22 protein-coding genes are annotated in these 19,303 nt (G+C 67.8%); 6 read left to right on the top strand and 16 right to left on the bottom strand.

Annotation, left to right across the window (positions count from 1 at the left end):
• Nucleotides 1–24: 24 nt before the first annotated feature.
• The gene (locus tag DBR23_RS14785) at nt 25–1,668 is read left to right on the top strand and encodes a tannase/feruloyl esterase family alpha/beta hydrolase (protein WP_233250469.1); all 1,644 of its coding nucleotides are present in this window, start codon (nt 25–27) and stop codon (nt 1,666–1,668) included.
• Nucleotides 1,669–1,728: 60 nt separating this feature from the next.
• Here DBR23_RS14785 and DBR23_RS14780 read toward each other — a convergent pair whose 3' ends face one another.
• The 4 genes from DBR23_RS14780 to DBR23_RS14765 all read right to left on the bottom strand — a co-directional run bounded on the left by DBR23_RS14780 (nt 1,729) and on the right by DBR23_RS14765 (nt 5,618).
• The gene (locus DBR23_RS14780; protein ID WP_108498759.1) at nt 1,729–2,895 is read right to left on the bottom strand and encodes a mandelate racemase/muconate lactonizing enzyme family protein; all 1,167 of its coding nucleotides are present in this window, start codon (nt 2,893–2,895) and stop codon (nt 1,729–1,731) included.
• A gap of 52 nt (nt 2,896–2,947) precedes the next feature.
• Nucleotides 2,948–3,646: an SDR family NAD(P)-dependent oxidoreductase gene (locus DBR23_RS14775; RefSeq protein ID WP_108498758.1), complete on the bottom strand. Its 699-nt coding sequence runs from the start codon at nt 3,644–3,646 to the stop codon at nt 2,948–2,950.
• On the bottom strand, nt 3,636–4,598 hold the full coding sequence (locus DBR23_RS14770; protein WP_108498757.1) for a tripartite tricarboxylate transporter substrate binding protein: 963 nt from the start codon (nt 4,596–4,598) through the stop codon (nt 3,636–3,638). The genes DBR23_RS14775 and DBR23_RS14770 overlap by 11 nt, the downstream gene beginning before the upstream one ends.
• 81 nt (nt 4,599–4,679) lie before the next feature.
• Nucleotides 4,680–5,618, bottom strand: coding sequence for a dihydrodipicolinate synthase family protein (locus DBR23_RS14765; RefSeq protein WP_056059792.1), 939 nt, complete (start codon nt 5,616–5,618; stop codon nt 4,680–4,682).
• 118 nt (nt 5,619–5,736) lie between these two features.
• On the opposite strand from DBR23_RS14765, the gene DBR23_RS14760 reads away from it, so the two are divergent.
• Nucleotides 5,737–6,684 (top strand): LysR family transcriptional regulator, encoded by a 948-nt coding sequence (locus tag DBR23_RS14760; protein WP_108498756.1) that lies wholly within the window; start codon nt 5,737–5,739, stop codon nt 6,682–6,684.
• Between the two features lie 33 nt (nt 6,685–6,717).
• Here the strand turns inward: DBR23_RS14760 and DBR23_RS14755 are convergent, their stop codons facing one another.
• Nucleotides 6,718–7,185 (bottom strand): nuclear transport factor 2 family protein, encoded by a 468-nt coding sequence (locus tag DBR23_RS14755; protein WP_108498755.1) that lies wholly within the window; start codon nt 7,183–7,185, stop codon nt 6,718–6,720.
• A gap of 89 nt (nt 7,186–7,274) precedes the next feature.
• Between DBR23_RS14755 and DBR23_RS14750 the strand changes: the two genes are divergently transcribed.
• Entirely contained in the window at nt 7,275–7,883 is a 609-nt protein-coding gene (locus DBR23_RS14750) for a TetR/AcrR family transcriptional regulator (protein ID WP_108498754.1), read from the top strand.
• 52 nt (nt 7,884–7,935) lie between these two features.
• Here DBR23_RS14750 and DBR23_RS14745 read toward each other — a convergent pair whose 3' ends face one another.
• Both DBR23_RS14745 and DBR23_RS14740 read right to left on the bottom strand, forming a co-directional pair.
• On the bottom strand, nt 7,936–8,493 hold the full coding sequence (locus DBR23_RS14745) for a DUF922 domain-containing Zn-dependent protease (RefSeq protein ID WP_099731427.1): 558 nt from the start codon (nt 8,491–8,493) through the stop codon (nt 7,936–7,938).
• A gap of 32 nt (nt 8,494–8,525) precedes the next feature.
• Entirely contained in the window at nt 8,526–10,160 is a 1,635-nt protein-coding gene (locus tag DBR23_RS14740; protein ID WP_108498753.1) for a wax ester/triacylglycerol synthase family O-acyltransferase, read from the bottom strand.
• A 149-nt stretch (nt 10,161–10,309) separates the two neighbouring features.
• On the opposite strand from DBR23_RS14740, the gene DBR23_RS14735 reads away from it, so the two are divergent.
• Nucleotides 10,310–10,564, top strand: a complete 255-nt coding sequence (locus DBR23_RS14735) for an acyl-CoA-binding protein (protein ID WP_056745710.1) — start codon at nt 10,310–10,312, stop codon at nt 10,562–10,564.
• Between the two features lie 65 nt (nt 10,565–10,629).
• Here DBR23_RS14735 and DBR23_RS14730 read toward each other — a convergent pair whose 3' ends face one another.
• The gene (locus DBR23_RS14730) at nt 10,630–11,550 is read right to left on the bottom strand and encodes a hydroxymethylglutaryl-CoA lyase (protein WP_108498752.1); all 921 of its coding nucleotides are present in this window, start codon (nt 11,548–11,550) and stop codon (nt 10,630–10,632) included.
• Between the two features lie 211 nt (nt 11,551–11,761).
• On the opposite strand from DBR23_RS14730, the gene DBR23_RS14725 reads away from it, so the two are divergent.
• Nucleotides 11,762–12,823 (top strand): ornithine cyclodeaminase, encoded by a 1,062-nt coding sequence (locus DBR23_RS14725; RefSeq protein WP_108498751.1) that lies wholly within the window; start codon nt 11,762–11,764, stop codon nt 12,821–12,823.
• Nucleotides 12,824–12,844: 21 nt separating this feature from the next.
• On the opposite strand, the gene DBR23_RS14720 is transcribed toward DBR23_RS14725, so the two are convergent.
• The 3 genes from DBR23_RS14720 to DBR23_RS14710 are packed head-to-tail and all read right to left on the bottom strand — an operon-like array spanning nt 12,845 to nt 15,133.
• Entirely contained in the window at nt 12,845–13,552 is a 708-nt protein-coding gene (locus DBR23_RS14720; protein ID WP_108498750.1) for a nitroreductase, read from the bottom strand.
• Between the two features lie 8 nt (nt 13,553–13,560).
• Nucleotides 13,561–13,968, bottom strand: coding sequence for a polyhydroxyalkanoic acid system family protein (locus DBR23_RS14715; RefSeq protein WP_108498749.1), 408 nt, complete (start codon nt 13,966–13,968; stop codon nt 13,561–13,563).
• Complete coding sequence (locus DBR23_RS14710; protein ID WP_108498748.1) at nt 13,961–15,133, bottom strand: aminopeptidase; 1,173 nt, start codon at nt 15,131–15,133, stop codon at nt 13,961–13,963. The genes DBR23_RS14715 and DBR23_RS14710 overlap by 8 nt, the downstream gene beginning before the upstream one ends.
• An 82-nt stretch (nt 15,134–15,215) precedes the next feature.
• Between DBR23_RS14710 and DBR23_RS14705 the strand changes: the two genes are divergently transcribed.
• Nucleotides 15,216–15,890 carry a DNA-3-methyladenine glycosylase I gene (locus tag DBR23_RS14705; protein WP_108498760.1) on the top strand — a complete coding sequence of 225 codons (675 nt, stop codon included), beginning with the start codon at nt 15,216–15,218 and terminating at the stop codon, nt 15,888–15,890.
• Between the two features lie 4 nt (nt 15,891–15,894).
• Here the strand turns inward: DBR23_RS14705 and DBR23_RS14700 are convergent, their stop codons facing one another.
• The 5 genes from DBR23_RS14700 to DBR23_RS30735 all read right to left on the bottom strand — a co-directional run.
• Nucleotides 15,895–17,094, bottom strand: coding sequence for an MFS transporter (locus tag DBR23_RS14700; RefSeq protein ID WP_108498747.1), 1,200 nt, complete (start codon nt 17,092–17,094; stop codon nt 15,895–15,897).
• A gap of 39 nt (nt 17,095–17,133) precedes the next feature.
• The gene (gene arsC / locus DBR23_RS14695) at nt 17,134–17,556 is read right to left on the bottom strand and encodes an arsenate reductase (glutaredoxin) (protein WP_108498746.1); all 423 of its coding nucleotides are present in this window, start codon (nt 17,554–17,556) and stop codon (nt 17,134–17,136) included.
• On the bottom strand, nt 17,553–18,167 hold the full coding sequence (phnN, locus tag DBR23_RS14690) for a phosphonate metabolism protein/1,5-bisphosphokinase (PRPP-forming) PhnN (protein WP_108498745.1): 615 nt from the start codon (nt 18,165–18,167) through the stop codon (nt 17,553–17,555). Before phnN ends, arsC begins: the two co-directional genes overlap by 4 nt.
• Nucleotides 18,164–18,892, bottom strand: coding sequence for a DUF1045 domain-containing protein (locus DBR23_RS14685; RefSeq protein WP_108498744.1), 729 nt, complete (start codon nt 18,890–18,892; stop codon nt 18,164–18,166). The genes phnN and DBR23_RS14685 overlap by 4 nt, the downstream gene beginning before the upstream one ends.
• Nucleotides 18,879–19,303, bottom strand: a 425-nt coding sequence (locus tag DBR23_RS30735; protein ID WP_233250468.1) for a UTRA domain-containing protein, incomplete at its 5' end; no start/stop codon positions are given. The genes DBR23_RS30735 and DBR23_RS14685, both read right to left, overlap by 14 nt.

Here is a 19,303-nt window from a genome sequence, read left to right as displayed (position 1 = left end):
ACCGTCATAACAGGAGACCCTTGCATGTTCCCGAACCCCCACCCCTTCGCCGTGGCGCCCCGATGCCACCGTCACCCCCTGGCACGCGCAGGGCGATGGACCGCTGCCTGCACCCTGGGTGCTGTGGCAGCCCTGGCCCTGACCGCCTGCGGCGGCGGCCGCAGCGACGCCAATCCCCCGCTGGCCAGCAAGCCCCTGGCTGAGGCCTGCGCCGCCTACGCATCCACCGCCTTGCCCCATGGCGCCAAGGTCACCCGTACCGAGCTGCGCAAGGCCGAGGGCACGTTGCCCGACGTGTGCATCGTGCGCGGGCAGATCGTCTCGTCGCCCGAGTCCACCATCAACTGGGCGGTGGAGCTGCCCACGCTGGCCCAGTGGAACGGCAAGACGCTGACCATTGGCGGCGGCGGCTTCGACGGCTTCGTCCCCACCGACGACCCGTGGTACCAGCAGCTGGTGGGCCCGTCGGCCAACCCGTACGTGAAGATCAGCTCCGACTCCGGCCACCAGATCCGCGGCTTTGCCTGGGGCAAGAGCGACGTGGCGCTGCGCAACCACGCGTTCGACGCCAACCATTTCGTGCTGGAGGTGGGCACCACGATCGCCACCGAGTTCTATGGCAAGCGCCCCGTGCGGCGCTACCACATGGGCCATTCCAACGGCGGTCGGTCGGGGCTCATCTCCACGCAGAAGTACCCCAAGGACTACGACGGCGTGGTGGCCATGGAGCCCGCCATCAGCCAGCAGGCGCATCAGGTCAACCTGGGGCCCACGGTGCTGCGCCACATCTTCAAGAGCCGCGACAACTGGATGAGCCCCGCCAAGATCGCGCTGTATGCCAAGGCCGAGGTGGCGGCGTGTGATGGCCTCGATGGCCTGAAGGACGGCGTCATCGGCAACATCGAGGCGTGCAACTACGTGCCTACCGAGCTGCTGTGCCAGGGGGCGGACAACGACAGCTGTCTCACGGCCGGCCAGATCGAATCCATACGCCTCATCTACAGCGACCACAAGACACCCGTGACCCTGTCGCGCGGTGCCGTGGGCTACCCGCGCTATGGCCGGGGCGGGGCGTCCACCTCCGACTGGCAGTCGTACATGTTCGGCACCAGCTTTGACGCGCCCGATTCGTTCAACCACATGGCCGTGACGGAAGCCGCGCGCCTGGTGGAGGGCAACCCCAACGCCAACATCCTGAGCCACGACCCCACGCAGTACCAGGCGCAGTACGCGCGGCTGGCCGAGATGATCGATGGCACGGACCCCGACATCTCCGCCTTTGCCGACAACGGCGGCAAGCTGCTGATCTGGTACGGCCTGGGCGACACCTGCGTGTCGCTGTACCGCACGGCAGACTATTTCGACACGGTCAGGCAGCGCCTGGGCGCCAGCAAGGTGCAGGGCTTTGCGCGCATGGTCACCTCGCCCTCCAACGGGCATGACCTGGACGGCGCAGGCACCGAGCCGCGCTCCATTGACCTGCTCGCCGCCATGGACGCCTGGGTGGAAAAGGGAGCGGCGCCTGACAAGCTGGTCGCCACGAAGTTCGCCCCAGGCACCAGCACCCCCGTGGCCCAGCGCCCGGTGTGCGAGTACCCCAAGTTCCCGCGCTACAACGGCACGGGCGATCCGGCCAAGGCCGAGAGCTTTACCTGCTCTGCGACCTGAACGCGGTGCTGGATGCAAAAAGGCACGCCCCTGGGCGTGCCTTTTTTGTGTGTCCAGTCGTCAGGATGCCAGCGCGCGCATCTCTGCGATCAGGTCCGACTTGCCTTCGAAGCCGATGCCCGGCAGCGGCGGCAGCGTCACGTAGCCGTTCTCGACCTTCACGCCATCGGGGAAGCCACCGTAGGGCTGGAACAGGTCGGGGTAGCTCTCGTTGCCGCCCAGGCCCAGGCCTGCCGCGATCGCCAGCGACATCTGGTGGCCCCCGTGTGGAATGCAGCGGCTGGGGGACCAGCCGTATTCCTTGAGCATGTCGAGCGTGCGCAGGTACTCCACCAGGCCGTAGCTCAGCGCGCAGTCGAACTGCAGCCAGTCGCGGTCCTTGTGCATGCCGCCGTGGCGGATCAGGTTGCGCGCGTCCTGCATCGAGAACAGGTTCTCGCCCGTGGCCATCGGGCCCTTGTAAACCTCGCCCAGCTTCGCCTGCAGCTCGTAGTCCAGCGGGTCGCCCGCTTCTTCGTACCAGAACAGCGGGTACTGCGACAGCGCCTTGCCGTAGTCGATGGCGGTGGCCAGGTCGAAGCGGCCGTTGGCGTCCACCGCCAGTTGCTGGCCCGGGCCCAGGATCTTGAGCACCGACTCGATGCGCTCGCAGTCTTCGGCCAGCGTGGCACCGCCGATCTTCATCTTGACCACCGAGTAACCGCGCGCCAGGTAGCTTTCCATTTCCTTCTTGAGGCCATCGAGCCCCTTGCCGGGGTAGTAGTAGCCGCCAGCGGCGTAGACGAACACGCGCGGGTTGGGCGTGCCGTTGCCGTAGCGCTCGGCCAGCAGCTGGTACAGCGGCTTGCCTGCAATCTTGGCCGTGGCGTCCCACACGGCCATGTCGATGGTGCCCACGGCCACCGAGCGCTCGCCGTGGCCGCCGGGTTTTTCGTTGATCATCATGCGGGCCCAGACCTTGTGCGGGTCCAGGTTCTCGCCCGTCTCGTCCAGCAGGCTGGCCGGCTCAGCCTCCAGCACGCGGGGGATGAATCGGTCGCGCATCAGCGCGCCCTGGCCGTAGCGGCCGTTGGAGTTGAAGCCGTAGCCGATCACCGGCTTGCCATCGCGGATCACGTCGGTGACCACGGCCACGAGGCTCAGCGTCATCTTCGAGAAGTCGATGTAGGCATTGCGGATGTCCGACTTGATGGGACGGGTCGATTCGAGGATGTTGACGATCTTCATGGTGGTCGCGTTCGTTGGCAAAGTGGGAAAGGTGCGGGATCAAAAGGAAAGATCAGCGGGCGAGCGAAGAGCCCCCGCAGATCGCGATGTCCTGCCCCGTGATGGCGGCGGCAGATTCAGACAGAAGAAAGCCCACCAGTGCGGCAATCTCGGCAGGCTCGATCAGGCGGCCGATGGGCGGCAGGCGCGGTGCACTGCCCTGGCGGGCGGGGTCGTTCAGCATGCCGGTGGCGGTGGCTGCGGGCGAGACGACATTCACCGTCACGCCCTGCGCGGCCACCTCGGCGGCCCAGCTGCGCGCCAGTGCAATCAGCGCGGCCTTGGTCGCGGCGTACTGACCGCGCCCGGCCATGCCCTGCGCCACGCGGCTGCCAATGAACACCACGCGCCCCTGACCGCGCTGGGCCATGCCGGGCACGATGGCATCGGCCAGCCGGGTGGCGGCATCCACATGCAGGCGCCACATCAGCTCGCCGCCCGCATGGTCGAGCTGGCCCAGCGGCCCCACGCGCAGCACGCCGGCCGCATGGACCAGCGCGTCCACGCCGGGCAGTGCAGCGGTCACGCGGGCGATATCGGCACCATCGGCCAGGTTGACCGGTGTATGGGTGAACGAGGGGTGAACGACCGTCGGCTGGGCCACATCCAGGCCCGTCACGCGCCAGCCGACGGCCAGCAGCGACTCGACGATGCTGCGGCCTATGCCGCTGCTGCTGCCGGTGACGATGGCGTGGCGGGCATTACTCGACACGGATGTTCCCTTCGGTGACGATCTTCTGCGAGCGCTCCATGTCGCTGCGCTGGAACTTCGCAAAATCCTCCACGCTGCCCGGCGTGGTCAGCAGCCCTTGTTCCTTGAGCTTGGGCGTCATCTCGGCCAGGGCCTTGTTCACCTCGGTGTTCAGCCGCTGGGTGATGTCCGCCGGCAGCTTGGCCGGTCCCCACAGGCCATACCAGCTGTAGAACTCGTAGCCCGGAATCGTCTCGCCCACCGTGGGCACGTCGGGCAAGCTCGCTGCGCGCTGGGCGGAGGTGACGGCCACCACGCGCAGCATGCCGCTCTTGTGGTACTGCAGAGACCCCAGGATGGGGTCGATGAACCCGTCGATCTGCCCGCCGATCAGGTCCTGAAACGCAGGCGCCGTGCCCTTGTAGGGCACGATCAGGTAGTCGAGGTTGCCTGCGCGCTTGAGCAGTTCGGTCGAGAGGTGCCCGGCAGACCCGATGGAGCCCACGGCGAAGGTCATCTTGCCGGGGTTGGCTTTGGCGTAGGCCATCAGCGACTTGATGTCGGTGACCGGCAGGTTCTTGTTGATGGCCACCGACAACGGGGCCTTGGCCACCAGCGCCACGGGCGTGAAGTCCTTGACCACGCCGTAGGGCACGGACTTCATGGTCATGGGCGCTGTGGTGAAGGTGGATGCGTTGAACAGCAGCGTGTAGCCGTCGGCCGGGGCCTTGGCCACCACGTCGCCGCCAATCACGCCATTGCCGCCCGCCTTGTTCTCGACGATGAAGTTCTGGCCCATCTGGTCGCCCAGCTTTTGCGCGAGCATGCGGCCCACGGTGTCGAGCGTGCCGCCTGGCGGAAAGGGGATGACCATCCGGATGGGCTTGGTGGGGTAAGCCTGCGCAAAGCTGCTGGCCGCCATCGCGAGCGTGGCTACACCCAGGGCGGCGCGGATGAAAAGGTGGCGTTGCATGGTGTCTTGTCTCCTTGTCGGTTTTCTTGTGTGCAATGAGGCGCGGGGGACTCAAAATCCCCCGAGCCTCGCAGGGACCGCTCAGCGCTTGAGCAGGCCGGCCTGCTTCACCGCAGCGCGCAGCGCTTCGACTTCCTTGGCGTTGGGCGCCTCGGTCGGTGGGCGCACGGTGGCGTCGTCGATCACGCCTGCCAGGTACATGCCACCCTTCATGCGGGCGTGGGCCTCGCCAGTGGGCTCGCCGCCGCCATACACCGCGTCCTTCAGGGGCGTGATGACAGCCTGCACCGCCATGGCTTTCTTCAAGTCGCCGGCCTTCACCGCATTCCACAGATCGATGATGAGCTGGGGGATGAAGGTCGCAAAACCCACCAGCGCGCCGTCCACGCCCTGCACCATCGAGGCCAGCAGGTACTCGTCGTGGCAGGTCAGGATGGCCTTGGACGCGTCGGCCTCGCGGATCGCCTGGATGTCGCGGGCGTACTTGTTCATGTCGCGCTGGCCCACCTTGAAGGCCTGCAGGTAGGGCAACCGGGCCAGGTCGGCCAGCAGCTGCGACGAGTACGAGGCACGCGTCCAGGCCGGGTAGACGTGGCAGACCAGATCGGCGTTGGGCGCCGCCTTGTGGATGGCATCGAAGTACTGCAGTGCGTGGCCGGCCGTGAAGCCAAAGCGCAGCCAGTGGTGCGGGGGCATCACGTCCAGCGCCACAGCACCAGCCTCGACGGCAGCGCGGGCATGGTCGGCCGCGTCGGCCAGGCCTTCGCAGACGATGGACGAAATGACAGGCATGCGCCCCTTGAGTTCGTCGGCCACGATGCGGGTGACCTCGGCGCGTTCAGCCGGTGTGAGGGAGAACACCTCGCCGGTGTGGCCGTTGGTCATGACGGCCACCACGCCCTCGTGGCCCGCCAGCCAGGCGGCGAGCTTGCGCAGCGCGGGCTCGTCGATGCGGTGGTCGGGGGTGAAGGGGCACGAGATGGCGGGGATGATCCCGCGATAATTCGAGATGGCAGGCATGCTTTCTTGTCTCCGTTGGAAAAGCTGGTGAACAACGGGGTGGATCATTCCGCGCCATGCTGCAGCGGTCCAATACTCGAATCGCATACAACTATCTACCGATCCATCGCGGAGACACATGGGACCCGGCAACCGACCCCTGGACCTGGAATGGCTGGAGGATTTCCTCGCCCTGGCCGAGACGGGCAATTTCTCGCGTGCGGCCGAGGCCCGCGCCATTGCCCAGCCCGCCTTCAGCCGCCATATCCGCGCACTGGAAGACTGGGTGGGCGTGGAGCTGTTCGACCGCAGTGCCCATCCCGCGGCGCTCACGGCGGCAGGCCAGCGCTTTTTGCCGCTGCTCGAAACCATCCTGGCCAATCTGGAGGCCGCGCGCATCAAGGCCCGTGCTGCACATGACCTGGCGGCTGCCAGCCTGCGCTTTGCGGCCACGCACGTGCTCTCTCTCACGTTCTTTCCGCGCTGGCTGGTGGGCATGGAGGCACGCCTGCGGCTGGGGCCCATCCAGACCATGTCCGACAGCTCGCAGGCCTGCGAAGACCTGATGCTCCAGCGGCGTGTGCAGTTTGTGCTGTGCCATGGCCACGCCGAGGTGCCGGGGCGCCTGGACGAGGCGCAGTACCCCATGTGCCGCCTGGCGGACGACCGGCTGCTGCCAGTCAGTGCGCCGCAGCCCGGCGGCGCAGCAGGCCAGCCGTTGCATGCGCTGGGCCAGCAGGCCCCGGTGCCCGTGCTGGCCTACAGCGAGGCGTCGGGCCTGGGCCGCATCATGCGGGCCCGCATGCGCGGGGTGTTTGCTGACGGTGCTGACGGCCCGGTGGCGGTGGTGTTCACCGCGCACCACGCGGTGTTGCTCAAGACCCTTGCCCAGGAAGGGCGGGGTGTGGCCTGGCTGCCCGAAACCCTGATTGCCGAGGAGCTGCGCACCGGCACGCTGGTGGCCGCCGGGGGCGCCGACTGGAACGTGCCGGTGCAGATCCGCCTGTACCGCCAGCGCGCCGAGATGTCGCCGGTGGCGGAGTCGTTATGGGAACTGGCATTGGCACAGGTGGCGTCGCAGCCCTGAGCGCTTGCCGGTCCCCTGGGCGTCCGCCGATTCTCAAAGGCCCAGGTCGCTCAGCCCCGGATGGTCGTCCGGCCGGCGCCCCAGCGGCCAGAAGAACAGCCGATCTGCGGCCTGGATGGGGCGGTCGTTGATGCTGGCGTGGCGCACGACCATCAGGCCTGCGTCGTTGAACTCCCAGTTCTCGTTGCCGTAGCTGCGGTACCACTGGCCTGCGTCGTCATGCCATTCGTAGGCAAACCGCACGGCGATGCGGTGGCCGCTGAACGCCCACAGCTCCTTGATGAGGCGGTAGTCCAGTTCGCGTGCCCACTTGCGCTCCAGCAGCTGCCGGGCGGCCTCGCGGCCCGCGGGGAACTCGGCGCGGTTGCGCCAGCGCGTGTCCTCGGTGTAGGCCAGGGCCACGCGGGCAGGGTCGCGCGAGTTCCAGCCGTCTTCGGCCAGGCGCACTTTCTGGACGGCGGTGTGTTGGGTAAAGGGGGGCAAAGGCGGGCGTGTTTCCATGGGAACCTCGACGGTGAAGGGTTGATGTAGACAGGTCTGTCTACGTGCCATCATAAAGCCATGTAGACAGACTTGTCTACAATGAGCGAATGACCTTTGATCCGCTCCCCCCTGGCTGGCAAGACCTGCCCGCCCGAGACCGCCTGCTGCACACGGCGCACGCGCTGTTCTACCGGGATGGCATCCGCGCCACGGGCATCGACCGGGTGATTGCGGAGTCTGGCGTGACCAAGGTGACCTTCTACCGGCATTTCCCGAGCAAGAACGCGCTCATCTGTGCGTATCTGGAGTACCGGCATGCGGGCTGGATGGGCTGGTTCGCCGACGCGCTGCAGCGCCATGCGCACGCGCTGCCCACAGGGGCGGATCGCACGCCAGCATTGGCGCCCGCCCTGGCGGAATGGTTGGGCAGCAAGCACTTTCGGGGCTGTGCGTTCATCAACAGCGTGAGCGAGCTGGGAGACACCGTGCCGGAGGTGCTGGAGATTGCGCAGCGCCACAAGCGCGACATGACGGCGTTGCTGGCTGCCTTGTTGCCAGCGCCTTCCCACCGTGCGCAGGACGCGCAGGCGCTCGCCCTGGTGGTGGAGGGCGCCATCGTGCGTGCGCAGATGGGCGAACCCGTGGCCGCTGTGGTGGCCGCAGTGTCCCGCCTGACGGATGCGTTGGTGGCGGCGCCTCCTCAGCGCAAGGGGTGAGCCTGTCGGTCGATAGAAAAGATGGGAACGCTCCTGGTGGTCGACCGGGCGGTCAGTCCAGTCGCGCGCCTTGTGTGGCACCGTGGCGGGTGCGCTGGTCGTACTGCTTCTCGCGCGCCACGTGGTCCTGCAGCAGCCGGTGGCCCAAGGCGTTGGCTTCGCGCTCCAGCGTGGCGCAGTCGGACGCTGCGGGCATCTGGCGGATGGCCTGGTCAATGGCCTGCGCTGCGTCGCGCCCGATCTGCACATGGCCTTGCTCGTGGTGGGACAGCGCCTGCAAATAGCGGTCAAAAACCGCCTGCTGCGACGGGCTGGCGGCCTGCAGGTCGGGCAGCTGCACTTCGGTGCGCAGCCGGGTGTTGACTTCGGTGATCGCACAGCGGCCCGAGGCTTCGCGCCACCAGCGGAAGGTCCAGCGCACGTTCCAGCGGGTGTAGCCATGAAAGCGCTGTCCACCCACCGAAATGGGGGTTGCAGCATGCAGGGCCTCGCGCAGTGTCTCTCCGGGCTGGGCGCGCACCACGTAGGGCCGCTGGGTGCTTTCTTCCTCCACGGCCGCGTGTGCCCCGCCCGCAGACAGCAGCAAGGCCACCACCCACCCCAGACGCACGCAGGGTGGTGGCTCTGGCAACGCAGATGCGTTCAGTCGCCCCACGGCAGCATCAGCGTGAGCAGCGACAGCTGGTCGAACTCGGGCGCAAAGGCATCAATGATCTGCTGCGGCTCGGGGCACAGGGTGGTGTCGGTGATCACGCCAAACTGCACGCCGCCGCCGTAGCTGAGGATGGAGACCCCCAGGCCGATGTCACCCGACTGCGGTACCCAGAACATGCACTGCGTGACGCGTGCGCCGCACAGCGTGAGCTGCTCCTTGGGGCCGGGCACGTTGGTCATCACCGCCGTGGTCTTGCGGCCAAACAGGTTGAGCAGTGCGTCCTGCGCGGGCTTGATCATCAGGCCTGCCACGGCGAGCATGGCAAACGCCAGGATGGGCTGGGTGCTGCCCTTGAGCGCGTTCATGCGCTTGCGCACTTCGTACACGCGCTCGACTGGGTTGGCCACGCCAATCGGCAGCACCAGCGGCACCAGGCCAAAGCGGTTGCCCAGCTTCCAGGCCTCTTCCATGGGGCGCAGATTCACCGGGATCATCGCGCGGATCTCCTGGCCCGTGGGGTCGTCGCCCTGGCTGCGCAGGTAGCCGCCGATGGCGCCCGCCACACACGACAGCAGCACATCGTTGATGGAGCAGTTGAGCGCCTTGCCGATGGCCTTGACCTCTTCGAGCGGAATCGGCGGGCACCAGGCCACGCGCTTGGCGCTGCCGGGCTGGCCCTTCAGGCGCGTGGGCGAGTCGTCTGGCATCAGCGCCAATGCCGCCGCGTCGCTGACGAGTTGGTAGGCCACGCGGGCCATGTCCATGGTGCCGGTCAGCCCGTGGTGCATGGCCTTTTCCGGGTCGCCCAGCATCTGCAACGACTTGGCGGCGCTGTCGCCCGCCAGGTCCAGGGCCTTGACGGTGAGGCCGGTGAAGGGCTTGATGAGTGCGTCGGCGATCCAGTCCTCGGCGGTGGCGGCTTCCTTGTCTGCCCGCGCCTTGCGCTTGGGGGGTTCCGAGCCGCCATCGACCAGCGACATGGTCACCGAGATGAGTGCAATGCCGTCGGCAATGCAGTGGTGGATGCGTACGATGAGCGCGCTGCCCTTCGCGCCGTCATCACCCACAAAGTCTTCGATCAGGTGCATTTGCCACAGCGGGCGGCGTGTATCGAGCGGCTGCATGGCGAGTTCGCCCACGCGGTCCTGCAGTGCGCGCTGCATGCTGTGGCCTGTGCGGCGGGGCAGCTTTTCGCGCAGCACATGCGCAGCGATGTCGAAGTCGCGGTCCTCCACCCAGGTGGCGCCTGCGGCATCTTCCACCACCCGCTGGCGAAAGCGCGGGTACTGCAGCAGGCGCTGCTGTACGCGTTCGCACAAGGCCTCCCAGGTGATGCCGGGTGACAGGGTCCACACGCCGTTGATCATCATCAGGTTGCTGTGCGAATCCATGCGCAGCCAGGCGGTATCGACCTTGCTCATGCGTTCGCCCGACAGGCCCAGCATGCCGGTGGCCGCGCGGCGCACGTTCTTCTGCACCACGGTGGCGGCCTTGCGGGCTGCGGGGGGCAGGGCCTGGGCGGCCTTGCGTGCCACCTCAGGCGCCTGGTCGCGCATGGTGCGCAGGGGGCTCGTGCTGAGGCCGGGGGCGGCTTTGCGGGGGGCTGGAATGCGGGTCACCATCAGATGTACACCTATTGTTTGATTTTTGGGGGCTTGCCTCTATGGATTGAGCGGCCCCGGGCCGTGCTCAGCCCGTAAGATACAACGCAGCAAACCCTTGCCGACACCGTTCTTTCCCTCCCCCCACACATCCCAAGGAGCACACCGACATGGCCGACCTCAATGCCACCTTCGAAGCCGCCGTGGCCAATTCCAAGAACCTGAGCGAGCGTCCCGACAACGCCACGCTGCTCAAGATCTACGCGCTGTACAAGCAAGCCACCGCCGGCGACAACACCGAGAAGAAGCCCAGCTTCTCCGACATGGTGGGCCGTGCCAAGTGGGACGCCTGGGAAAAGCTCAAGGGCACGGGTGCCGACGAGGCCAAGCAACTGTATGTGGACCTGATCACCTCGCTGAGTTGATACGGCGGTGACCCCCCAAAGAAAAAGGCGACCTTGGTCGCCTTTTTCTTTGGGGGCAGAGGCGCCTAACGCTGGCCCCACCCCTTGGGCAGCCCGGCTTCCGGCGTCATGCCGTAGACCGGCTCGCCCGGCAGCCCCGCCTGCAGCGGCACGCGGGCGGCCATCAGGCGCTCCAGGTCCACCCCCGTGGCAATGCCCATGGCTTCGAACATGAACACCAGGTCTTCGGTCACCACGTTGCCCGACGCGCCCGGCGCATAGGGGCAGCCGCCCAGGCCGCCCAGCGACGCATCAAAGGTGCGCACCCCCACGTCGTAGGCCGCCAGGCAGTTGGCCAGCCCCAGCCCGCGGGTGTTGTGCATGTGGGCCGCACCGGCCTTGGCGCCCAGCTCGGCGCGCAGGCGCGTGAACAGGCGGCGCACCTGCGCCGGGTTGGCCATGCCGGTGGTGTCCGACAGGCCCACCTCGTCGGCGCCGGCCTCGGCGCACAGGCTCGCGAGCCAGATCACGTCGTCCTCGGGCACCTCGCCCTGCAGGGTGCAACCAAAGGCGGTGGACAACCCCACCTCCACCAGCATGCCGGGGGCCTGCGCGTCGCGCAGGTGGGCCACGGCGCGCACCTCCTCGACCATGGCCTCGCGCGTCCTGCGCACATTGGCCAGCGAATGGGCGGCGCTGGCCGACACCGGCAGTGTGACCTTGTGCACACCTGCCGCGAGGGCCGCCTCGGCGCCACGCAGGTTGGGGGCCAGCGCCATCACAGTGATGCCGGGGTGGGTGAGCGCGTGGCGCACCACCTCGGCCACATCGGCCATCTGGGGCAGCAGGCGGGCAGGCACGAACGAGCCCACTTCAATCTCGCGCAGCCCGGCGGCCACCAGGGCGTCGATCCAGCGCAGCTTGTCGGCCGTGGGCATGGTGGCTTTGACGGACTGCAGGCCATCGCGCGGGCCGACTTCGCTGATGAGTACTTGGGGTTGCGTCATGGTGCGGAATGTTGTCGGACGTGCGTGGAATGTGCCGGATGCGGGAGGATAGCGCCCCCATGCCCCCATGGCGCGGGGGCCGACGATTGTGCAAAGTGGCAATTTGTCCTGCCACACCGGCAAACCACCCCGCAACATGCGGCAGTTTGGGCAATTCCCATTGCTGCGTTGCTCCGGGACACTGCTTGTATCGCACCCGGAGACAAGCACCATGCCTTCCAAGAACCACTTTTCCACCCTCTACCTCAGTGCGCCCGATGTCATCGAGTTGGTGCAGCGCAAGGGCGTCGAGGCCTGCCTGCGCGGCATTGCCGACTACATCCTGGCCGACTTTCTGCGCTGGGGCGCGTTCGACAAATCCGCACGTGTGGCCAGCCACTCGCGCGACGGCGTGATCGAACTCATGCCCATTGCCGATGACCAGACCTATGCGTTCAAGTACGTCAACGGCCACCCCAAGAACACGCGCTGGGGCCTGCCTACGGTGATGGCGTTTGGCGTGCTGGCCGATGTGGCCACAGGCGCGCCGCTGCTGCTGAGCGAACTCACGCTCACCACCGCCCTGCGCACCGCCGCCATGTCGGCCGTGGCCGCCCGCGCCCTGGCGCGGCCTGGCAGCCGCACCATGGCGCTGATCGGCAACGGCGCCCAAAGCGAGTTCCAGGCACTGGCCTTCCACCACCTGCTGGGCATCACCACGCTGCGGCTGTTTGATACCGACCCGGCCGCCACCGCCAAGCTGCAGGCCAACCTGCAAGGCACAGGCCTGCGCACCGTGGCCTGCAACAGCACGGCCGAGGCCGTGCGCGGCGCCGACGTCGTGACCACGGTGACGGCTGACAAGACCAACGCCACCATCCTCACGCCCGGCATGCTGGCGCCCGGCATGCACATCAACGCCGTGGGGGGCGACTGCCCTGGCAAGACCGAGCTGCATGCCGACGTGCTGCGCCAGGCCCAGGTGTTTGTGGAATACGCCCCGCAGACGCGCATCGAAGGCGACATCCAGCAGCTGCCGGCCGACTTTGGGGTGACCGAGCTGTGGGAAGTGCTGGCAGGCCAACACACCGGCCGGGCCAGCGATGCCGCAATAACGGTGTTTGACTCCGTAGGCTTTGCGCTGGAGGACTTTTCTGCGCTGCGCTTCTTGCGCGATACGGCCGCCGAGCTGGGCATGGGCCAACCCATCGAACTCATCCCCCAGCTGTCAGACCCCAAGAACCTGTTTGGGCTGCTGCGCACGCACAACCCCCTGCTGCGCGCTGTGGCCTGACGCCTGTCCGGTCACCCGTTCTCAGTCCCTCCAGACCACGCTGCTGGCGGAGTCGGCGCGTGTGGTGCGGAAATGGTTGGCCGGGTGGGCCGGGTCCGCCATGCCAAAGGAGATGCCGCAGACGATGCTGCGGTCGTTGCCAATGCCCAGCACCTCGCGCAGCACGCCGGGGTAGGACGCGAGCGCCGCCTGTGCGATGGAGCCCACGCCCATACTGTGCGCGGCCAGCATGAAGTTGCTCACATACGCGCCACAGTCCACCGCACCATAGACGCCCAGTGCCTCGTCGCTGGTGACGATGGCCACATGCGGTGCGCCGAACATCGTGAAGTTCTGCGCCGCCTGGCGGGCCGAGGCTTCGCGGTCGCCCTTGGCAATGCCCAGGGCTTCGTACAGGCCCCAGCCGCATTCGCGCCGCCGTTCCTGGTACACGCCCCGGTATTCGCGGGGCCAGGGCAGGTCGGGGTTGGGGGCTGCGGTGGTCGTCATGTGCGACTGCAGTGCGCTGCGCAGGCGCTCCAGCGTGGCGCCGCTGGCTATGGTGAGCTGCCAGGGCTGCGCGTTGCACCACGATGCTGTGCGCTGCGCGGTGGCCAGGATGGCTTCGATGGTGCCGCGCGGCAACGGCTCGGGCAGAAAAGCGCGGCAGCTGTAGCGGGTGTGGAGCAGCGTGGAGAGGGTGTCAAACGCCGGGCTGTGGGCGGCGGTCTCGCTCGCGGTGGATGTCATGGCGGTGGCTAGGCCTTCTTGGCCTTGGCGGCAGGCTTGGCCGCTGCCTTGGGTGCCGGCTTGTCAGCATCCGCGTCTGCCGCCGCTTTCTTCTTGTCGGCCGCTGGCTTCTTGGCATTGGGGTGCGGTGCATTGAGCAGTGCATCCAGCTGTTCGCCAATTTCGGCCTCGATGCGGTCCTTGAACGCGCCGAACAGAAAGCCTAGCTGTGCCTTCATCTCGAACTGGTGGGCATCCACCAGCAGCGTGCCCTTGACGCCCGAGCGGGTGAAGGTGAGCAGGTCTTCCTTGTCCCCTTCTTCGTAGGTGCATTCCATGTCGAATTTTTCTTCGGCCTTTTCGGCCCAGGAGAAGGCGACCTTGCGGGCTTCCTTGAAGCCCAGATGGTGTTCGCGGTGGATATGAATGTCAGGCACCGGCTGTCTCCTTGAGGTGTTGGGGGTCAGGTAAAAGGGCGCGCAGTGTGTCGTGCCGCTCGGGCAGGGGCTGCTGCGTCAGTTGTCGTACGGCATCATAAAACCGGGGCCAGTTGCGCCCCTCGCGTTCAAACAAGGCCTCGAACGCGGGCACCAGTTCGTCGTAGGCGGCCTGGGCGGCAAAACTGGCGTTGTTGGCCTGGGCCACCCAGCGGTCGTAGCCTGCCACCTGGGCAGTGGTGGCCCGGGGGGGCGTCCCGCCGGGCGTGTCCAGCCAGCGTGCGCGCAGTGCGGCATAGTCGTCGCGAAATGCTTGCATTGCTTCTTTTTTCATAGCGCTCAAGGCATGATCTTCTAGCGCTTGAAGCTCCTTTTGCTCATAAATGGCCGCCAGGCGGGTGCGCGTGGCCCGGGTGAGCATGCGGAAGGCGCTGCGCCGCGCTTCGCTGGTGGCGTAGGCCTCGCGCGCGGCGGGGGTGGACTGCGTGGCCAGCCACCGCGCCACACCAATGCGCTCCACCGCCGTGGCAAAGGACTCGTTGAACAAGGTGTCGTTCTTGGCATAGACCACCTGGTGCGCCAGCTCGTGGAACAGCAGGCGCACAAAGTCTCCCTCAGGCCAGGCGATGAAGGTGGACAGCAGCGGGTCGCCGCCCGCCCAGTTCATGTAGCCCAGCGTGGAGTAGGCGGGCACGCCGTACACCTCCACCTCCAGGCCCTGTGCGGACAGCTCGGCGGCCTCGGCCTGTGCCGCAGCCTCGGTGAAATAGCCCCGGTAGCCGATGCAGCCCGTGACCGGAAAGCACCAGGTGTGCAGCGTCAGCGAAAAGGGCGGCGCGGCGACCACGTTCCACACGGCGGCGGGGCGCTTCAGGTCGGCATAGCGGCGGTAGCTGGCGTTGTCGGGCAGGCCGAGTTCCGCGACTGCAAAAGCCCGCGCACGTTGCGCCAGCTGCAGCCGCTCGCGCAGGGCGGGCGAGATGTCCTTGCGCGCCACCCAGTCGTCAATCGGTTCTGCGGCATGCATGATCTGCATGTGCCCGCGCAGCGACTGCCAGTAGTAGCCCAGCGCGTTGGAGGGACCGGTGGTGCTGGCGCAGCCGGCCAGCACCAGGCAAAACATCAGGCTGAAAGTGGCCCGCAGGCGGGAAAGTGGCTGGCGCATGCAGCGCAGTTTATGGGCAGATTGAACCCTTTGCGTTCGCCCTGTCAGCAGCCTGGCTGTGGTGGTTTCTAGAATGCCGCGCATGACCCCTTTGACCGCTCCCGATCCTGCTCGCCCACCTGCGCTGGCCGACGGCCTGTTCGCTGACGAGGCCGGTTGCCCGCGCTGCACCTGGTGCCAGTCCACGCCGCTTTACCGCCACTACCACGACACCGAGTGGGGCTTTCCGGTGGCCGACGACCGCCGGCTGTTCGAGAAGATCTGCCTGGAGGGTTTTCAATCGGGCCTGAGCTGGCTCACCATCCTGAACAAGCGCGAGGGCTTTCGCGCCGCGTTCGCGAATTTCGACGCCGAGCAGATGGCGGCCTTCGGCCCGGCCGAGGTCGAGCGCCTGGTGCAGGACGCGGCCATCGTGCGCCACCGCGGCAAGATCGAGTCCACCATCAACAATGCGCACCGCGTGCTGGAGCTGCGGCGCGAGTTTGGTTCGCTCGCGCACTACGCTTGGCGCTACGAGCCCGCTGCCACCGACCGGCCCGAGCGCCTCACGCGCGAGGTGGCGCGCACCCTGTCCACGTCGCCCGCGTCGATTGCCATGTCCAAGGACCTCAAGAAACGTGGCTGGAGTTTTGTGGGCCCCACCACGGTGTACGCCTTCATGCAGGCGATGGGGCTGGTCAATGACCACCTGGAAGGCTGCCACTCGCGCCCCGCAGCGCTCGCTGCGCGCAAGGCGTTTGTGGTGCCGCGCGGTTGATCATTCAGGCCCGCGCCACGGGACGCAGCAGCCACAGCGCTCCCAACGCGGCCAGCCCCAGCATTGTGGTGAGCCACAGGGCCGCTGCCCCGGCGCGGTCCAGCAGCATGCCAAACAGCACCGGCGCAAATGCCTGCGCTACGCGGGCGGGCACCATCATCAGGCCCTGGCGCGCGCCGTAGCCTGCTGGCCCAAACAGCACCAGTGGCAGCGTGCCCTTGGCAATGGTCAGGATGCCGTTGCCTGCCCCGTGCAGCACGGTGAACACCGCTGCCGCAGGCCCGCCCAGTACCATCAGCAGGCCCGCGCCCACAGGGTGTGCGGCGGCAGCCAGCTGGGCCGATAGCAGCGGGTGCAGGCGGCGCAGAAAACCAAACTCCAGCAGGCGTGCCGCCACCTGCGCCGGGCCCACCAGCGCGGCCAGTGCCACTGCCGCCTGCAGCGACGTACCACTGGCCTGCAGCAGGCGCGGCAGGTGGGCTGCCATGGCGGTGCTGGCGAACCAGGTGACCGCAAACACAAAGGACAGCAGCACGGTGGTGCGCAGCGGGTGGGCTGGAGTGGGCGGGGCGGATACGGCCGGTTCTGTGGTGGGCGCTGCGATGGCGTCCGTCGATGGTTCGGTGGCCTTTTCTGCGGCGTCGGCGCGCGGCAGCCAGCCATTGAGCGGCACGCCCACCAGCAAGTGCAATGCGGCCCAGCCCGCGCACGCGCCGCGCCAACCCCACTGCACCTCCATCCAGGCCGACAGCGGCCAGCCCACGGTGCTGGCAAACCCCGCGATCAGCGTGATGCCGGTGATGGCGCTGCGCGCGCCCTGGCCGTACAGCCGCACCAGCGTGGCAAACGCCGCCTCGTACAGGCCCGACCCCATGGCCACGCCCATCAACACCCACGCGGCAAACAGGCCCACCGGGCCTTGCGCCAGGGCCATGCCCACCAGAGCAGCTGCAAACAACAGGTTGGTGCCCACCAGCACCGGGCGGCCGCCATGGCGGTCGATGGCCCGGCCCGCGAAAGGCCCGAGCAGCGCCGACACGATGAGCGCCACGGAAAACGCCGCGAACACCGTGGGGGTGGCCACACCCAGGTCGCGCGCCATGGGCGCGGCCAGCATGGCAGGCAGGTAGTAGGACGAGGCCCAGGCCAGCGTCTGGGCCGTGCCCAGGCGCGCCACGGTCCAGCGTTGCGAGGCGGCGCTCATGCCGCGCGGTGGGCCATGGTGGGGGCGCGCGAGGTTGCCTCAGACACGCTGGCCCTGCGCGTTGATGACGACTTCGCCATCTTCCTTGGTGAAGGCGCTCTGCTGGGGGGCGGGCAGGATGTCGAGCACCTTCTCGGACGGGCGGCACAGCCGCGTGCCCAGGGGCGTGACCACGATGGGGCGGTTGATGAGGATGGGGTGCTGCAGCATCGCGTCGATGAGCTGCGCGTCGGTGACGCCCGGTGCGTCCAGTTGCAGCTCGGTGAAGATCGCCTCCTTGGTGCGCACGGCGTTGATCACCGGCTCGCCGGTCGCTGCAATCACCGCTACCAGCGTGGCACGGTCGGACGGGGTCTTGAGGTATTCGATGACCTCGGGCTCCACGCCGCTGTTGCGGATCATGGCGAGGGTGTTGCGGGACGTGCCGCACTTGGGGTTGTGATAAATCGTGATGGCGGTCATGGCGTGCTGGAAAGTACGGAAACAATGGGCGAAAGTTTGCCACTGCGCTGGGGCCAACCCGGCAAATTTTCCAAAGCATTCAGCAGCCGCAGGCCCGCATCGCCCAGCGCTCCGTCGTTGTGCACCTCCAGGCTGGCCGCGCCCGGCGGCGGGCTGTAGGCCAGCGCGCGCTGCACGCGGGCCTCCACCTCTTCGCGCGTCTCGCGGCCCCGCGCCTGCAGACGTTCGCGCAGCACCTGCGGGCTGGCAGTGATGTGCACAGCCACCAGGTCCGGGAAGCGCGCCAGGGCCTCGGGCAGGTAGGCGCGCGAGCCATTGAGCAGCACCCAGTGACCCTGCGCCAGCGGCGCCAGTTGCGCATGCCGCACGCCGTAACCCAGGCCGTTGGCCTGCCAGTGCAGGGCAAAGGCGTGGTCGCTGCACAGCGCAAAAAACGTTTGGGGCGAAACGCTTTCATGCACTTCGCCGGCAGACGTCGCGGCACGGCTGATGGTGCGCTGCGCCCAGTGCACGGGGCACGGGGTGGGCAGGTGTGTCCGTAACCAGTTCAGCAGGCTGTCCTTACCCGCACCCGAGGGGCCCATGCAGTAAATCAGTCTGCCGGTGGTCATGCGCCCATCTCCAGGTGGTCCAGCAGCACAAAGTCCGCGCCGGGCGCAGGCTCTGCGAACAAGGCCAGGCTGTTGAACTTCAGGGTCGGCAGGTCCGAGAAGAACTCCTGCGCGGCCTCGAACACCAGCGCCTGCGTTGGCGGGTCCACCTGCGCCAGACTGCCGGTGAGCGACATGTGAAAGCGGAACTCGTCCAGCACAAAGGGGTAGCCCCATTGCTGCAGCAGCGCGTCCTGCCGGGCAGTGAGCCCCGCCGAGCGGCGCCGGGCGAGGTCGGCGTCGGACAAGGGTGCGGCCAAGGGCTGCAGCGCCGTCACGCAGGTGGCGGCGGTCTCCTGGATCTGCGCATTGGCGGGGTGCAACGCCGGGGGCACCAGTGCCAGAAAGTCGTCGATGCGTTGCACCTGCAGGGGCGGCAGCACAAAGGGTTGCAGCCCGCGCGCCACGGACTGCACGGCCTGGTGCAGCGTGATCCAGTCGGTGCCGGGCGCCAGTGCAAACGGCGCCTTGAGCGTGGCGTGCCAGCCGTAGCGGCGGGGCGCTGCGGTCAGGCGGTGCAGGTCGTCCGCCGCCACGCCGTCGATGGCGAGCTGCTGCAGCGGCTGCAGCAGCGCAGCGCAGCGCCCCAGCCAGTGGCTGCCGGCGAGCCAGCCCAGGCTGCCCGGGTTGGGTGCGAAATAGACCGCATAGCGGTGGTGGGTGGGGGACATGTCAGGCGTGTTCATCGTGGTCAATGGTCAGTTTCACGCGGTCGCCCGCAAACCAGGCGCGCGCCCATTCGATGGGCGTGCCTGCCAGGTCCACGTTCAGGCTCTCTACCTGCAGCACGGGGCGTGAGGTGGGCTGGCGCAACTGGGCGGCCACTTCGGCGCTCGGCAGCTCGGCGGTGATGCGGCTTTCGCGGCGCGTGTAGTCGGCCACGCCGTGGGCGGTGAAGCCTGCGGTGATGGAGCCCGTTTCGCGCACCACGGCCGCCAGGTTTTCGAAGCGGGGCAGGGGAAAGTAGCGCTCGCTGATGTGCAGGGGCTGGCCCTCGGCGTCGCCCCGCACGCGCAGCGCCAGCAGCGGGCTGCGTGCAGGCACTTGCAGCGCCTTGGCCAGCGCCGCCGTGGCGCGCGTGGTCTGGGCCTGCAGCA

Origin of the sequence: Acidovorax sp. HMWF018 (assembly GCF_003061035.1) — a bacterium.
Taxonomy (GTDB): domain Bacteria; phylum Pseudomonadota; class Gammaproteobacteria; order Burkholderiales; family Burkholderiaceae_C; genus Acidovorax; species Acidovorax delafieldii.
The sequence above is the reverse complement of the archived record's forward strand: the minus strand, read 5'-3'. Positions and strand labels throughout refer to the sequence as shown.

What these genes read in the sequence shown, in the direction of transcription:
- DBR23_RS14750 (WP_108498754.1), top strand. Translation starts at nt 7,275, where the DNA reads ATGACCTTTGATCCGCTCCCCCCTGGCTGGCAAGACCTGCCCGCCCGA.
- DBR23_RS14700 (WP_108498747.1), bottom strand. Translation starts at nt 17,094, where the DNA reads ATGAGCGCCGCCTCGCAACGCTGGACCGTGGCGCGCCTGGGCACGGCC.
- DBR23_RS14720 (WP_108498750.1), bottom strand. Translation starts at nt 13,552, where the DNA reads ATGACATCCACCGCGAGCGAGACCGCCGCCCACAGCCCGGCGTTTGAC.
- DBR23_RS14760 (WP_108498756.1), top strand. Translation starts at nt 5,737, where the DNA reads ATGGGACCCGGCAACCGACCCCTGGACCTGGAATGGCTGGAGGATTTC.
- DBR23_RS14725 (WP_108498751.1), top strand. Translation starts at nt 11,762, where the DNA reads ATGCCTTCCAAGAACCACTTTTCCACCCTCTACCTCAGTGCGCCCGAT.
- DBR23_RS14705 (WP_108498760.1), top strand. Translation starts at nt 15,216, where the DNA reads ATGACCCCTTTGACCGCTCCCGATCCTGCTCGCCCACCTGCGCTGGCC.
- DBR23_RS14755 (WP_108498755.1), bottom strand. Translation starts at nt 7,185, where the DNA reads ATGGAAACACGCCCGCCTTTGCCCCCCTTTACCCAACACACCGCCGTC.
- DBR23_RS14770 (WP_108498757.1), bottom strand. Translation starts at nt 4,598, where the DNA reads ATGCAACGCCACCTTTTCATCCGCGCCGCCCTGGGTGTAGCCACGCTC.
- DBR23_RS14785 (WP_233250469.1), top strand. Translation starts at nt 25, where the DNA reads ATGTTCCCGAACCCCCACCCCTTCGCCGTGGCGCCCCGATGCCACCGT.
- DBR23_RS14730 (WP_108498752.1), bottom strand. Translation starts at nt 11,550, where the DNA reads ATGACGCAACCCCAAGTACTCATCAGCGAAGTCGGCCCGCGCGATGGC.
- DBR23_RS14765 (WP_056059792.1), bottom strand. Translation starts at nt 5,618, where the DNA reads ATGCCTGCCATCTCGAATTATCGCGGGATCATCCCCGCCATCTCGTGC.
- DBR23_RS14710 (WP_108498748.1), bottom strand. Translation starts at nt 15,133, where the DNA reads ATGCGCCAGCCACTTTCCCGCCTGCGGGCCACTTTCAGCCTGATGTTT.
- arsC (WP_108498746.1), bottom strand. Translation starts at nt 17,556, where the DNA reads ATGACCGCCATCACGATTTATCACAACCCCAAGTGCGGCACGTCCCGC.
- DBR23_RS14780 (WP_108498759.1), bottom strand. Translation starts at nt 2,895, where the DNA reads ATGAAGATCGTCAACATCCTCGAATCGACCCGTCCCATCAAGTCGGAC.
- DBR23_RS14735 (WP_056745710.1), top strand. Translation starts at nt 10,310, where the DNA reads ATGGCCGACCTCAATGCCACCTTCGAAGCCGCCGTGGCCAATTCCAAG.
- DBR23_RS14740 (WP_108498753.1), bottom strand. Translation starts at nt 10,160, where the DNA reads ATGGTGACCCGCATTCCAGCCCCCCGCAAAGCCGCCCCCGGCCTCAGC.
- DBR23_RS14685 (WP_108498744.1), bottom strand. Translation starts at nt 18,892, where the DNA reads ATGAACACGCCTGACATGTCCCCCACCCACCACCGCTATGCGGTCTAT.
- phnN (WP_108498745.1), bottom strand. Translation starts at nt 18,167, where the DNA reads ATGACCACCGGCAGACTGATTTACTGCATGGGCCCCTCGGGTGCGGGT.